14 protein-coding genes and 1 tRNA gene are annotated in these 12,401 nt (G+C 52.9%); 14 read left to right on the top strand and 1 reads right to left on the bottom strand.

Annotated elements, in window-relative coordinates:
- The 9 genes from ABXG94_RS10630 to rplA form a co-directional block, all read left to right on the top strand.
- A partial coding sequence (locus tag ABXG94_RS10630; RefSeq protein ID WP_353533970.1) for a hypothetical protein occupies window positions 1–233 on the top strand: 233 nt, incomplete at its 5' end.
- 321 nt (window positions 234–554) lie between these two features.
- Window positions 555–630, top strand: a tRNA-Trp gene (locus ABXG94_RS10625).
- Between the two features lie 75 nt (window positions 631–705).
- Window positions 706–1,380 carry a CatB-related O-acetyltransferase gene (locus ABXG94_RS10620; protein ID WP_353533969.1) on the top strand — a complete coding sequence of 225 codons (675 nt, stop codon included), beginning with the start codon at window positions 706–708 and terminating at the stop codon, window positions 1,378–1,380.
- Window positions 1,381–1,567: 187 nt separating this feature from the next.
- Window positions 1,568–2,143, top strand: coding sequence for a hypothetical protein (locus ABXG94_RS10615; RefSeq protein WP_353533968.1), 576 nt, complete (start codon window positions 1,568–1,570; stop codon window positions 2,141–2,143).
- Window positions 2,144–2,210: 67 nt separating this feature from the next.
- A complete protein-coding gene (gene secE, locus ABXG94_RS10610; protein ID WP_353533967.1) occupies window positions 2,211–2,408 on the top strand; it encodes a preprotein translocase subunit SecE in 198 nt (65 codons plus the stop codon).
- Window positions 2,409–2,587: 179 nt separating this feature from the next.
- Complete coding sequence (gene nusG / locus ABXG94_RS10605; protein ID WP_353533966.1) at window positions 2,588–3,121, top strand: transcription termination/antitermination protein NusG; 534 nt, start codon at window positions 2,588–2,590, stop codon at window positions 3,119–3,121.
- 79 nt (window positions 3,122–3,200) lie between these two features.
- Complete coding sequence (locus tag ABXG94_RS10600) at window positions 3,201–3,902, top strand: hypothetical protein (RefSeq protein ID WP_353533965.1); 702 nt, start codon at window positions 3,201–3,203, stop codon at window positions 3,900–3,902.
- A 264-nt stretch (window positions 3,903–4,166) separates the two neighbouring features.
- Window positions 4,167–4,616 carry a 50S ribosomal protein L11 gene (gene rplK / locus ABXG94_RS10595; RefSeq protein ID WP_353533964.1) on the top strand — a complete coding sequence of 150 codons (450 nt, stop codon included), beginning with the start codon at window positions 4,167–4,169 and terminating at the stop codon, window positions 4,614–4,616.
- Window position 4,617: 1 nt separating this feature from the next.
- Complete coding sequence (rplA, locus tag ABXG94_RS10590; protein ID WP_353533963.1) at window positions 4,618–5,316, top strand: 50S ribosomal protein L1; 699 nt, start codon at window positions 4,618–4,620, stop codon at window positions 5,314–5,316.
- A 70-nt stretch (window positions 5,317–5,386) separates the two neighbouring features.
- Here rplA and ABXG94_RS10585 read toward each other — a convergent pair whose 3' ends face one another.
- A complete protein-coding gene (locus ABXG94_RS10585) occupies window positions 5,387–5,947 on the bottom strand; it encodes a winged helix-turn-helix transcriptional regulator (protein WP_353533962.1) in 561 nt (186 codons plus the stop codon).
- On the opposite strand from ABXG94_RS10585, the gene ABXG94_RS10580 reads away from it, so the two are divergent.
- The 5 genes from ABXG94_RS10580 to rpoB all read left to right on the top strand — a co-directional run bounded on the left by ABXG94_RS10580 (window position 5,946) and on the right by rpoB (window position 12,388).
- Window positions 5,946–6,296 carry a VOC family protein gene (locus tag ABXG94_RS10580; protein ID WP_353533961.1) on the top strand — a complete coding sequence of 117 codons (351 nt, stop codon included), beginning with the start codon at window positions 5,946–5,948 and terminating at the stop codon, window positions 6,294–6,296. The genes ABXG94_RS10585 and ABXG94_RS10580 overlap by 2 nt on opposite strands.
- Window positions 6,296–6,694, top strand: a complete 399-nt coding sequence (locus tag ABXG94_RS10575) for a hypothetical protein (protein ID WP_353533960.1) — start codon at window positions 6,296–6,298, stop codon at window positions 6,692–6,694. The genes ABXG94_RS10580 and ABXG94_RS10575 overlap by 1 nt, the downstream gene beginning before the upstream one ends.
- A 354-nt stretch (window positions 6,695–7,048) precedes the next feature.
- The gene (rplJ, locus tag ABXG94_RS10570) at window positions 7,049–7,567 is read left to right on the top strand and encodes a 50S ribosomal protein L10 (protein WP_353533959.1); all 519 of its coding nucleotides are present in this window, start codon (window positions 7,049–7,051) and stop codon (window positions 7,565–7,567) included.
- Window positions 7,568–7,641: 74 nt separating this feature from the next.
- Window positions 7,642–8,016 (top strand): 50S ribosomal protein L7/L12, encoded by a 375-nt coding sequence (gene rplL / locus ABXG94_RS10565; protein WP_353533958.1) that lies wholly within the window; start codon window positions 7,642–7,644, stop codon window positions 8,014–8,016.
- A 235-nt stretch (window positions 8,017–8,251) separates the two neighbouring features.
- Window positions 8,252–12,388, top strand: a complete 4,137-nt coding sequence (gene rpoB / locus ABXG94_RS10560; RefSeq protein ID WP_353533957.1) for a DNA-directed RNA polymerase subunit beta — start codon at window positions 8,252–8,254, stop codon at window positions 12,386–12,388.
- The last annotated feature ends 13 nt before the right edge of the window (window positions 12,389–12,401 follow it).

Below are 12,401 nucleotides of genomic sequence, written 5' to 3'. Positions count from 1 at the left end.
AAGCAGAGGTCATTGCGGATGCGGCACCGGTCAGAACAACAAGAGCGGCGGCGGAAGTTGCGATAATACGTTTCATTTTAGGTATCCTTTTTTATGGGGCCAAGATGTCTCGGCGGCGGTTGGTTTTAATTTCGTTTGCCAGCTGTCCTGCTGACACCAACCAAATTAGGGATGCGGTTCGGAAGTTTGAATTCACGAAAACGCACACAGCAAATCACGCTTTTCTGCCTTGAAGCGAGGATGCAGGGAACAGGGTGCTGTGCATTGCTGCAGGGGTTAGGTGCGCGCCAATAAAACAAGGGTTCCAGCAAAATTTTGGGCGTGTGATCGCGCGAGAATTTCGCGAGAAATCAACAAGAAAAAAAATGGCAGCAACCTTGTCACAAAAACGTGCAGTACTTTTTTTGTGCCTTTGTTTCAGGTGCTTCACGAAAACGAGCGCATCTCGCGAATTGCGGTGCGTTGGCGTGAGCGTTTTGTGAGTATTCTTTCAACACCAGAGTCGTTTTTGTCTTGCAGTCTGGCTGAGTCTCTCGTAATTCATGCCGCACCGTAGGGGTATAGCTCAGCTGGTAGAGCGACGGTCTCCAAAACCGTAGGTCCCGGGTTCGAACCCTGGTGCCCCTGCCATTTTCAAAGCCGGAGATAGGACAATGATTAAAGCACAGGCCTGAATTCCATCTATTTTCAGCTCGGAGCTTTGTTATGCCCTTTCCACATCCCACCACCACACACCCCATTCATCTCCAAGACGGCTCGTCCCACAGGGGCACGGTCTTTTTGAACGCCATTCTCGACCATCCACGCATCTGCGTGGGTGACTATACCTATATGTCTGCGCATCAGCCGCTGGAAAGCGCCGCCGACGTTGCATTTCGACTGGCCCCCTATCTTTACGACTTTTCTCCGGAAAAACTGGTGATCGGTAAATTCTGCCAAATCGCCCATGGGGTGCAGTTTATCACGGCCTCAGCCAATCATCGTTCTGATGGTCTGTCGAGCTTCCCTTTTTTGGTTTTTGGTGGCGGATGGGAAGGGCGCGCCAGTTTACCCGCGCCCGGGCCTGACACAATTGTTGGCCATGATGTCTGGTTCGGCACCGGTGCCATGATCCTGCCCGGCGCACAGATAGGCGATGGGGCGATCATTGGGGCAGGTGCCGTGGTGAGCGGCGTGGTCAGCCCCTATACTATAGTGGCTGGCAATCCGGCGCGGCCCGTGCGGCAGCGGCTTTCAACAGATGACGCCAGGCGCATACAAAGCATTGCCTGGTGGGATTGGCCCATTGACCATATTCTGGCGCACGAAGCTGAAATCTGTGGCTCGGATTTGGATGCCCTAGAAGCTGTGTCACCGAAACATCGGTCAGCTCAGCGGTAACGCCATTCTGGTGACAGCTTTAAAAGATGCGCCAAATATAATGGTTTTATTTTGCGGTTTTTGTTTCCGTCTGTTGGACAATGACCCATTTCTGCCATGAATGGGCCGGCATTAAGTCAAATAAGACGCTCTGATTTGCCAGGCCGCCGCATCCGCGCCACAATTAACCGGTTCGGAGGTATCAGCCATGTTTAAGAGTGAAATCCATACCGGCGCATCAGAAGCACAGCCTGACTATATGTTAAGCCCTGAAACCCTTCAGATGATCCGGGAAATCGTCAGAGAAGACGCCGCTGCCCATTTGCAGGCCGAGGAAAATCTGTTGCGCAAGATCACCGCACAGCGCCCCAAAGGGCCATTGGTCACGCCGCGTCGCTTGGCAATTGTCGTTATCATCGCGGCTATTATTCTAGAGCCATGGTTTTTGCCCACGCTTGCCGCCTATGTTGCGCTGCTGATCGCCCTGGTTCTATTGGTTGCCGGTCGCGCGCGGTTGGCGCGGGCAGGTCAAGCAATCTGGCAATGGCGCGCGCGCCGCAATCCGCAGGCTGCGGAAACCATGCGCCTTAAGGTCTTGCTGCTGACAGAGCGGGTCCAGCGCTGGTTGGATCGTTTGCCAAAAGGAGTGGGTGAAAAAATCCATCTCCCGGTCTGGCAAAGCCAAACTGCCGTGACCGACGCTGAAAACGCCTATGTTGTGCGCATGGCACAATTGGCTGCCGAAGCACGGGCCTATCCCTATGTTTCGTCACGCTCTCTGTAATCGCCCACTTGAATTCAGCAGCTTTGCGGCGTATGTCAGCCATTGATCTCATCAAAGAAGTTGCATCATGGCCCGCACCAACCCAGCTCAGTTTATTCAACAGACCCGCGCCGAAATCTCCAAGGTCGTTTGGCCGACCCGTCGCGAGGTGCTTTTGACCACCGTCATGGTGTTCATCATGGCTGCCTTGACTGCTGTGTTTTTCGCCTTGGTTGACGTGATCATCCGCAGCGGCCTTGAAGGTGTGCTGTCGATGTTTGGCTAAGTCGCCACACGACAAAGCGCTTGAAATTTCCCGGCTTCCCCGGTAGGTGACGACCTACTTTCAAACATGGCGCGCTTCGATTCGAGTTGCGCGCCGATTTTGTTGCGGAAGCAGGGGTAAAACCTCAAAACATTAAGAATTTTCGGCACTGTGCCGAACGGACGAGAAAGAACGGTCATATGGCAAAGCGTTGGTACTCTGTAAGCGTCCTCTCAAATTTTGAGAAGAAGATCGCCGAACAGATCCGCCAGTCCGCCGAAGAGAGCGGCCTAGACGATCAGATCGAAGAAGTGCTGGTGCCGACGGAAGAAGTCATCGAAGTGCGCCGCGGTAAAAAAGTCACCGCAGAGCGTCGCTTTATGCCCGGCTATGTCTTGGTGCGCATGGAAATGAGCGACCAGGGTTATCACCTGATCAGTTCGATCAACCGCGTCACAGGTTTCTTGGGTCCACAAGGACGCCCAATGCCGATGCGCGACGCCGAAGTGGCAGCGATTCTTGGCCGTGTGGCCGAGGGCGAAGAAGCACCGCGTACGCTTATTTCCTTTGAAATCGGCGAAAAGGTTCAGGTCAACGACGGTCCGTTCGAAGGCTTTGACGGCATGGTCGACAGCGTCGATGATGATAACCAGCGCCTGAAAGTAACCGTGTCGATCTTTGGCCGCGAAACCCCGGTCGAATTGGAATTCACCCAGGTGTCCAAGCAGGTCTGAGGCTTCGCTTAAAGAGACCCGAGATTTTGAAAGAGCCGCCTTTTGGGGCGGCTTTTTTTGTGGTTGGGAATGTGATCCAATGTCGGCAGAGCGGACAGAGCTGCTGTCAATCAACCTTGCGCGAACGACCGCTTTGAGTAATCCTGCAGGGATGATCAAAGACAGATATGGCAAGGCTATTTTTCCTGAAAACTCGATCACGGTTTTTGACACTGCCCTGGATTACGACTCAGAGCTGTTCGAAGACACGGTTGGGCTTAAGTTGCGCGACTTCGATCGCGATCGCTACTCGTCGGCTTACGAGGCCGACTTTGGAGCTGGTGCGGATTGGCCAACGGTCGCGTATGAAGTCTTGAACAGCCTTGTGCCATTTTCTGCGATTGCAGCGGCTTTCTTTTACGGAGACCGCATTGAGAAGTCTGCTTTAGCGTGGAAGCGTATGGCTGTCGGCCTTTTGTCCTGCATTCCAAGGCAAGGATATACCGATGCTAATGGCGCTGCGTTGCTTGCGCTAGACAAAGTCTTTGAGCTTACCAAAAGCTCAGACGTCAGATTGCTCGCATACACTTGGGTTGACGAAGAAGTCATGTTTTTTGATGAGCCGGACAAGGCGAAAGCAGCGTTCGAAACAATCGCAAAACTCGACAAGATAGAAACCCGAGAAAAACAATTTGGAGTGGGTCTGCACTCTCCACCAACGTTTCTATTCAAATTCGAGACCGACAATAGGCAAGTTCTTGCAGCAGTTGAGCAGGACAAAGTGCGTTTGACTTGGGTGTAGAACAACAAAAGTTCCCACCGGACACAGCATAAAGCCGACATTCGCTACAAAATAGCATTCTGTAGAATTGGACGCAAACCAGCCTCTGACCCAAACAACAGCACCACCCTTGCAAACCCCCCAAACCCATTGTATGCCGCGCGTCTAAGCCGATTTTTCGGTGATTCCATGTGGGAGGCGCGGTCATCGCGATGATCAAACCCAACCACACAACTCGTTGCCCCAAAGACGCGTCTGCGGGGTGTTGTAATAGGAGAGCCTCTCATGGCTAAAAAGCTCGCTGGCACAATGAAACTGCAGATCCCTGCAGGTGCAGCCAACCCATCCCCGCCTGTCGGCCCTGCTCTGGGTCAACGCGGTATTAACATCATGGAATTCTGTAAAGCGTTCAACGCCAAGACTCAGGAACTTGAGTCCGGCGCGCCTTGCCCAACCGTGATCACATATTACCAGGACAAGTCCTTCACCATGGACATCAAGACGCCACCTGCGTCTTATTACCTGAAGAAAGCCGCTGGTCTTAAGCCAGTTGGCAAGCGTAACCGTCCACGTGGCGCGGAAACTCCTGGTCGCGAGACCGTTGGTACGGTTTCTGTGAAGCAGGTTCGCGAAATCGCCGAAGCTAAGATGAAAGATTTGACTGCCAACGACGTTGAAGCAGCAATGCAAATCATCATTGGCTCTGCACGTTCTATGGGCATCGAGGTGAAGTAAGATGGCAAATCTTGGTAAACGTACACGCGCAGCGCGTGAAGCATTCGCAGGTCAAGCAGACCTGACAGTTGAAGAAGCGGTTGCATTGGTGAAATCCAACGCTGGCGCAAAATTCGACGAAACCGTTGAAATCGCAGTTTGCTTGGGTGTTGACCCGCGCCACGCCGACCAAATGGTCCGCGGCGTTGTTGGCCTGCCAAACGGCACAGGCAAAAACGTACGCGTTGCAGTCTTTGCGCGCGGCCCGAAAGCTGAAGAAGCTCAAGCGGCTGGCGCAGACATCGTTGGTGCAGAAGACCTGATGGAAACTGTTCAGGGCGGCAAGATCGACTTTGATCGTTGCATCGCGACACCTGACATGATGCCTGTTGTAGGTCGTCTGGGTAAAGTACTTGGCCCACGCAACCTGATGCCAAACCCAAAAGTTGGCACTGTGACTATGGACGTGAAAGCGGCCGTCGAAGCAGCAAAAGGCGGCGAAGTTCAGTTCAAAGCTGAAAAAGCAGGCGTTGTACACGCCGGTGTTGGCAAAGCCTCTTTTGACGAAGCCAAGCTGGTTGAAAACGTCCGCGCCTTTATGGGAGCGCTGCAAAAAGCCCGCCCAGCCGGTGCAAAAGGTGCCTACGTCAAGAAGGTCTCGCTCAGCTCTACTATGGGCCCAGGCGTCACCATCAGCGTAGACAATGCTGCTGCCGAGTAAGCCTCGCTCAGTTTAGAATTAGAAAGGCGCGCACTTCGGTGGGCGCCTTTTTTGTTGGGTGCCTATGACCTCAGCCCTGTCTGATCTCGGCATCTACACGCTCAATTTCCGCCTCATACCATTTGACCGTGGCCGTCGGGTCATCCAGAAACGCGCTGGCAAAACTGTCAGGTGCTTCGGTTTCTGTGTCAAATTGCGTTGACCAGACCATCATGCCTAAGAATGCGGGCAATAATGCGCGGGATTTTTGGGTGGGGAAATAGCAGACCCTGCTGCCTTTACGTGGGTCGGTTTCCCGCTGCAACATGCCTGCGTCTTCCAGTTTGGCAAGGCGATCGGCCAGAATATTGGTCGAGATCCCCTCAGGCGAGGCCAGAAATTCACTGTAAAATCGTTTGCCATGCAACAGGATGTCGCGCAGCAGAACAAAGCACCATTTGTCCCCAATAATGCCCGCCACATACCGCGTGGGGCAGCCTGTCCAGGGCGGCTTGCGGCCTGATTTTGACGGGGGGGGGTTAGGGGGCTTGGCGTTCATAACAACAATATAGGGTCGTGAATTTATCTTGCAATATGCAAGTGAATCGCCTACCGATAAATCCACTTGCAAAATGAAAGAGGAATTACACATGCATTCTCCCTTTGTATGGTTTGACAACATTGGTCCCGCGCGCGCCAAAACCACAGATTTTCTAAAAGACATGTTTGATCTGAGTGATGCGCCGACCGATGCCATGACATTTCTAACCAACCCGGATCAGCAGATGCCTTTTGCGGCAACCTGCGATGCGATGCTCGAGGTGTCAGGGTGGGTGCCCTATGTCGAAGTTGATGATCTTCAGGCCGCGGTTGCAAAAGCCCAAGCTGCCGGGGCGCAGATTGTTGTTGAAGATATGGAGGGCCCAGCGGGCCGCGCGAGTTTTGTGCGTGATCCGGGGGGTGCGGTTTTGGCGCTTTGGAAACGTGGCGGTGCAAACTGATGCGTGCCGCTATTGCGACAACATTAGGCTATGCGGTGATCGTCTTTCCGCTGGCCTTTATTTGGCACCTGACTTTGTTTGAGCCGCTCTATCTTAGGTTTGGTTACTTTGATGGAGAGCCAAATATCCCACTTGGGTTTCTGACGATCTTCATTCAGGGCGCGATGATTGCTTTGCTCTATCCGCATTATCAGCCCGGCACCTCGGGGGCCAAAAAAGTAGCCCGGTTTGTGCTGCTGATTGGTCTATTTCACTGGTCGTTGCATGTGCTCGCGCTTATGGCCAAGCAAAATGTGCCGAATGCGATGCTGTTTCTGGGTATGGAGAGTCTTTATCTGGTGTTTCAGTTCGGATTGACGGCGATAGTGTTGTTTTTTGTGCATGAGCGCGACCACTGAAGGCCGGGGGTTTTGATCTCGTCCAGAAAATATGCTATACAGGTAAATACCACATAGGCGGAAAACAGAGCAGGCGACGAATGTCGCAGGTTCCCCCTTGCACTGTGCGGGTTTCCAAACTAAATGATCCTGTACGAACCAGCGTGCGATTCTTCGTGCGCTGTTTTGTATTTCGTCCAAGACGGTGAGTGAAGGTTTCCTTCTTAATTTCTTGCCTGAGACGGGAAAGACCAGATTAACCGGGATATTCCTCGGGTGGTTTTGGTTCAGCCCCGTAATTCGGACCTGAACGCTGGGTTTTACTCAGCAAATATGAGCCGGAGGGCGCAAGCCTTCCAAATTTGGAGAAAAACTGTGGATAGAGCACAAAAAGAGAAATTGGTCGACGAACTCGGCCAGATCTTTGAAAGCTCTGGCGTTGTAGTGGTTTCCCACTACGCGGGTCTTACAGTTGCTGACATGCAGACCCTTCGTGCCTCCGCGCGCGATCAAGGTGCTGCAGTTCGCGTTGCCAAAAACAGGCTCGCCAAAATCGCCCTCGACGGAAAGCCTTGCGCAAGCATCGGTGAATTCCTGACGGGTATGACCGTTCTAACCTATTCTGAAGACCCTGTGGCTGCGGCCAAAGTGGCTGAAGACTTCGCCAAAGATAACTCGAACTTCGAGATCCTTGGTGGTGCAATGGGTGAGAACGCTCTTGATCGTGCTGGCGTTACAGCAGTGTCCAAAATGCCATCCCGCGAAGAGCTTATTGCTACTATCGCTGGTATGCTTGGCGCACCTGCTTCCAATATCGCTGGCGCAATTGGCGCACCTGCTTCGAACATCGCGGGCATTCTGTCTACCATCGAGGATAAGGCAGAAGCTGCGTAAGCAACTTGTTGAGAACCGCGTTTGGTTGATTGCTGAACGTTGGAACACACATCTTATAACGGAAAGAGTCTAAAATGGCTGATCTGAAAGCACTCGCAGAAAGCATCGTGGGTTTGACCCTGCTGGAAGCACAAGAACTGAAAACAATCCTCAAAGACGAGTATGGCATCGAGCCAGCTGCTGGTGGCGCCGTCGTCGTTGCTGGTGCAGCTGACGCAGGTGAAGCTGCTGAGGAAAAAACTGAATTTGACGTTATTCTGAAAGCCGCTGGCCCTAAGAAAATCAACGTCATCAAAGAAGTCCGCGGCATCACTGGCCTGGGCCTCAAAGAAGCAAAAGAGCTTGTTGAAGCTGGCGGCAAAGCTGTCAAAGAAGGCGTCGACAAAGCAGAAGCAGAAGACATCAAAGCCAAGCTGGAAGCAGCTGGCGCAGAAGTCGAGCTTAAGTAATCTTTTCCGGGTTTTGCCCGGAGTGATTAGTGAGCAGGGTGCGGATTTCCGTACCCTGCTTAACCTGTCTTAGAAAGGCTCTTTGTTGTAAGAGCTTTTCTAAGACGAGGTTACGGATCGGGAGGCCTCTGGTGGGACAGGGCCGGGAATTGATCCATCGTCTGTCTCGAAAGGGCGAGGTGCCGGGGCCCGACGGCATACTCATCCGTTGAGAAATTGAAAGGTGTCATTGCACATGGCTCAGACCTTCCTAGGCCAAAAACGCTTGCGCAAGTACTTCGGTAAAATCCGCGAAGTCCTGGAAATGCCGAACCTTATTGAGGTTCAGAAATCCTCGTATGATCTTTTCCTCCGCTCCGGAGATTCGCCTCAGCCGCTGGACGGCGAAGGCATCAAAGGCGTGTTCCAATCGGTTTTCCCGATTAAGGATTTCAACGAAACGTCCATTCTGGAGTTTGTTGGATACGAGCTGGAAAAGCCTAAATACGACGTAGAAGAATGTATGCAACGCGACATGACCTACAGCGCACCGCTGAAAGTCACATTGCGTTTGATCGTGTTTGATATCGACGAAGATACTGGCGCGAAATCCGTTAAGGACATCAAAGAACAAGACGTGTTCATGGGCGATATGCCTTTGATGACACCCAACGGCACATTTGTTGTGAACGGCACCGAGCGTGTGATCGTTTCCCAGATGCACCGTTCGCCTGGCGTGTTCTTTGATCACGACAAAGGCAAAACCCACTCTTCGGGTAAATTGCTGTTTGCTTGCCGCATTATCCCATACCGTGGCTCTTGGCTGGATTTCGAATTCGACGCCAAAGACATCGTATTCGCGCGTATTGACCGCCGTCGGAAGCTGCCTGTCACCACCCTGCTGTATGCGCTGGGTCTGGACCAGGAAGGCATCTGTAACGCTTACTACGATACAGTGAACTATCGTCTCGAGAAGGGCAAAGGTTGGGTCACCAAGTTCTTCCCAGAGCGGGTTCGTGGCACGCGTCCTGCCTTTGATCTGGTGGATGCCGCAACTGGCGAAGTGATCGCTGAAGCAGGCAAAAAAGTGACACCACGTGCGGTCAAGAAATTGATCGAAGAAGCTCAGGTTACTGAGCTGCTGGTGCCGCATGACCAAATCTATGGCAAGTTTGTTTCTTGTGACATCATCAACGAAGAAACCGGCGCGATCTATGTCGAAGCCGGCGATGAGTTGACGGTTGAATACGACAAAGATGGCGACATCATTGGCGGCACCGTTTCAGAATTGCTGGAAGCGGGTATTTTCGATCTACCGGTTCTGGACATCGATAACATCAATGTTGGTCCATACATCCGCAACACAATGGCGGCAGATAAAAACATGGGTCGCGACACAGCACTTATGGATATCTACCGTGTGATGCGTCCGGGTGAGCCACCCACCGTTGAAGCGGCGTCAAACCTGTTTGACACGTTGTTCTTTGACTCAGAGCGTTATGATCTTTCCGCGGTTGGCCGTGTGAAAATGAACATGCGTTTGGCTTTGGACGCTGACGACACCCAGCGGACTTTGCGCAAAGAAGACATCATTTCCTGCATCAAAGCTCTGGTAGAGCTGCGTGACGGCAAAGGTGACATCGACGATATTGACCACTTGGGCAACCGTCGTGTGCGTTCTGTTGGCGAGCTGATGGAAAACCAATACCGCGTTGGTCTGCTGCGCATGGAGCGCGCGATCAAAGAGCGTATGTCCTCTGTCGAAATCGACACTGTGATGCCACAGGATCTGATCAACGCAAAACCAGCGGCGGCTGCCGTTCGTGAATTCTTTGGCTCTTCGCAGCTGTCGCAATTCATGGACCAAACCAACCCGCTGTCCGAAGTGACGCACAAGCGTCGCCTCTCAGCGCTTGGGCCAGGTGGTCTGACACGCGAACGTGCGGGCTTTGAAGTTCGCGACGTTCACCCGACCCACTATGGTCGGATGTGTCCAATTGAAACGCCTGAAGGTCCGAACATTGGTTTGATCAACTCGCTGGCCACTTTTGCCCGCGTCAACAAATACGGCTTTATTGAAACACCTTATCGCAAGGTGATCGAAGGTCAGGTGACCGACGAAGTTCAATATATGTCAGCGACCGAAGAAATGCGCCACACTGTGGCACAGGCCAACGCTTCGCTTGATGACGACGGCAGATTTGTCAATGAAATGGTCAACACCCGTCAGGCGGGCGACTATACAATGGCGTCTGTTGCCAATGTTGACCTGATCGACGTTAGCCCAAAACAGTTGGTATCGGTTGCGGCTTCGCTTATTCCGTTCCTCGAAAACGACGATGCGAACCGGGCCCTGATGGGTTCGAACATGATGCGTCAGGCAGTTCCGCTGCTGCGCGCCGAAGCACCGCTTGTTGGCACAGGTATCGAAGAAGTTGTGGCCCGTGACTCTGGTGCGGCGATCATGGCGAAACGCGCAGGTATCATCGACCAAGTTGATGCGCAGCGTATCGTTGTGCGCGCGACGCATGATCTGGAACTGGGCGATGCTGGCGTTGACATCTATCGTCTGCGCAAATTCCAAAGGTCCAACCAAAACACCTGTATCAACCAGCGTCCGTTGGTCAAAGTGGGCGACACAGTCGGCAAAGGCGAAGTTCTGGCGGACGGTCCATCCACTGATATCGGTGAATTGTCCTTGGGTAAAAACGTGATCGTCGCGTTTATGCCTTGGAACGGCTACAACTACGAAGACTCCATTCTGATCTCCGAGCGCATCGCGCGTGATGACGTCTTTACTTCGGTGCATATCGAAGAATTCGAAGTCGCCGCACGTGATACAAAGCTTGGCCCAGAAGAAATCACACGCGACATTCCAAACGTTGGTGAAGAAGCGCTGCGTAACCTCGACGAGGCGGGCATCGTTTACATCGGTGCGGACGTTGAACCGGGTGACATTCTGGTCGGCAAAATCACACCAAAAGGCGAAAGCCCGATGACACCAGAAGAAAAACTTCTGCGCGCCATCTTTGGTGAGAAAGCCTCTGACGTGCGCGATACATCGCTGCGCGTAAAGCCAGGTGACTTCGGGACTGTTGTCGAGGTTCGTGTTTTCAACCGCCACGGCGTTGAAAAAGACGAACGTGCGCTGCAGATCGAGCGTGAAGAAGTCGAAGCATTGGCACGTGACCGTGACGACGAGCTGGCGATCTTGGATCGCAACATCTATGCACGTCTGCGCGATATGATCATCGGAAAAGTTGCGGTCAAAGGCCCCAAAGGCGTGCGTCCGAACTCTGAAATCACCGAAGATCTGCTGTCTATGCTGACACGCGGTCAATGGTGGCAGCTGGCTCTGGAAGACGAGCAAGATGCACAGATCGTAGAAGCCCTGCACGAACAGTACGAAATCCAGAAACGCGCGCTTGATGCCCGCTTTGAGGATAAAGTCGAAAAAGTCCGTCGCGGCGATGATCTGCCACCGGGCGTCATGAAGATGGTCAAAGTCTTTATCGCGGTGAAGCGTAAGCTGCAGCCGGGTGATAAGATGGCGGGTCGTCACGGGAACAAAGGTGTTATTTCCAAGGTTGTACCTATGGAAGACATGCCATTCCTCGAAGACGGTACACCGGTTGATTTCTGTCTGAACCCGCTGGGTGTTCCGTCACGGATGAACGTTGGTCAGATCCTTGAAACCCATATGGGTTGGGCCGCACGCGGTCTGGGCATCAAAATTGACGATGCTCTGCAAGACTACCGTCGTACAGGCGATTTGACTCCGGTGCGTGAAGCTATGGAACATGCTTATGGTCCAGAAGTTTACGCCGAAGGCATCGTTGGCATGGACGAAAAGCAACTGGTTGAAGCCGCGGGCAACGTGACACGCGGTGTGCCGATTGCGACACCGGTCTTTGATGGTGCCAAGGAACTTGACGTCAACGAAGCTCTGACACGTGCTGGCTTTGACACAAGCGGTCAGTCCATCTTGTTTGATGGCCGCACAGGCGAGCAATTCGCACGTCCTGTCACCGTTGGTGTCAAATACCTGCTGAAACTGCACCACCTTGTGGATGACAAAATCCACGCGCGTTCTACTGGTCCATACTCGCTGGTTACCCAGCAGCCATTGGGCGGTAAAGCACAGTTTGGTGGTCAGCGCTTTGGGGAAATGGAAGTCTGGGCTCTGGAAGCCTATGGCGCAGCCTACACCCTGCAGGAAATGCTGACTGTGAAATCCGATGACGTGGCTGGCCGGACAAAAGTCTATGAAAGCATCGTTAAAGGCGAAGACAACTACGAGGCAGGCATCCCAGAATCGTTCAACGTTCTGGTGAAAGAAGTCCGTGGTCTTGGCCTGAATATGGAACTCCTGGATGCGGAGGTTGAGGAATAGGGCCTTGGCCCTT

The sequence above is a fragment of the Cognatishimia sp. WU-CL00825 genome (genome assembly GCF_040364665.1).
Classification (GTDB): Bacteria; Pseudomonadota; Alphaproteobacteria; order Rhodobacterales; family Rhodobacteraceae; genus Cognatishimia.
The sequence above is the reverse complement of the archived record's forward strand: the minus strand, read 5'-3'. Positions and strand labels throughout refer to the sequence as shown.

Excerpts from the sequence above, each read along its gene's own strand:
- ABXG94_RS10585 (WP_353533962.1), bottom strand. The coding sequence starts at position 5,947 with ATGTGTAATTCCTCTTTCATTTTGCAAGTGGATTTATCGGTAGGCGAT.
- rplL (WP_353533958.1), top strand. The coding sequence starts at position 7,642 with ATGGCTGATCTGAAAGCACTCGCAGAAAGCATCGTGGGTTTGACCCTG.
- ABXG94_RS10615 (WP_353533968.1), top strand. The coding sequence starts at position 1,568 with ATGTTTAAGAGTGAAATCCATACCGGCGCATCAGAAGCACAGCCTGAC.
- rplA (WP_353533963.1), top strand. The coding sequence starts at position 4,618 with ATGGCAAATCTTGGTAAACGTACACGCGCAGCGCGTGAAGCATTCGCA.
- nusG (WP_353533966.1), top strand. The coding sequence starts at position 2,588 with ATGGCAAAGCGTTGGTACTCTGTAAGCGTCCTCTCAAATTTTGAGAAG.
- ABXG94_RS10575 (WP_353533960.1), top strand. The coding sequence starts at position 6,296 with ATGCGTGCCGCTATTGCGACAACATTAGGCTATGCGGTGATCGTCTTT.
- secE (WP_353533967.1), top strand. The coding sequence starts at position 2,211 with ATGGCCCGCACCAACCCAGCTCAGTTTATTCAACAGACCCGCGCCGAA.
- ABXG94_RS10600 (WP_353533965.1), top strand. The coding sequence starts at position 3,201 with ATGTCGGCAGAGCGGACAGAGCTGCTGTCAATCAACCTTGCGCGAACG.
- ABXG94_RS10620 (WP_353533969.1), top strand. The coding sequence starts at position 706 with ATGCCCTTTCCACATCCCACCACCACACACCCCATTCATCTCCAAGAC.
- rpoB (WP_353533957.1), top strand. The coding sequence starts at position 8,252 with ATGGCTCAGACCTTCCTAGGCCAAAAACGCTTGCGCAAGTACTTCGGT.
- ABXG94_RS10580 (WP_353533961.1), top strand. The coding sequence starts at position 5,946 with ATGCATTCTCCCTTTGTATGGTTTGACAACATTGGTCCCGCGCGCGCC.
- rplK (WP_353533964.1), top strand. The coding sequence starts at position 4,167 with ATGGCTAAAAAGCTCGCTGGCACAATGAAACTGCAGATCCCTGCAGGT.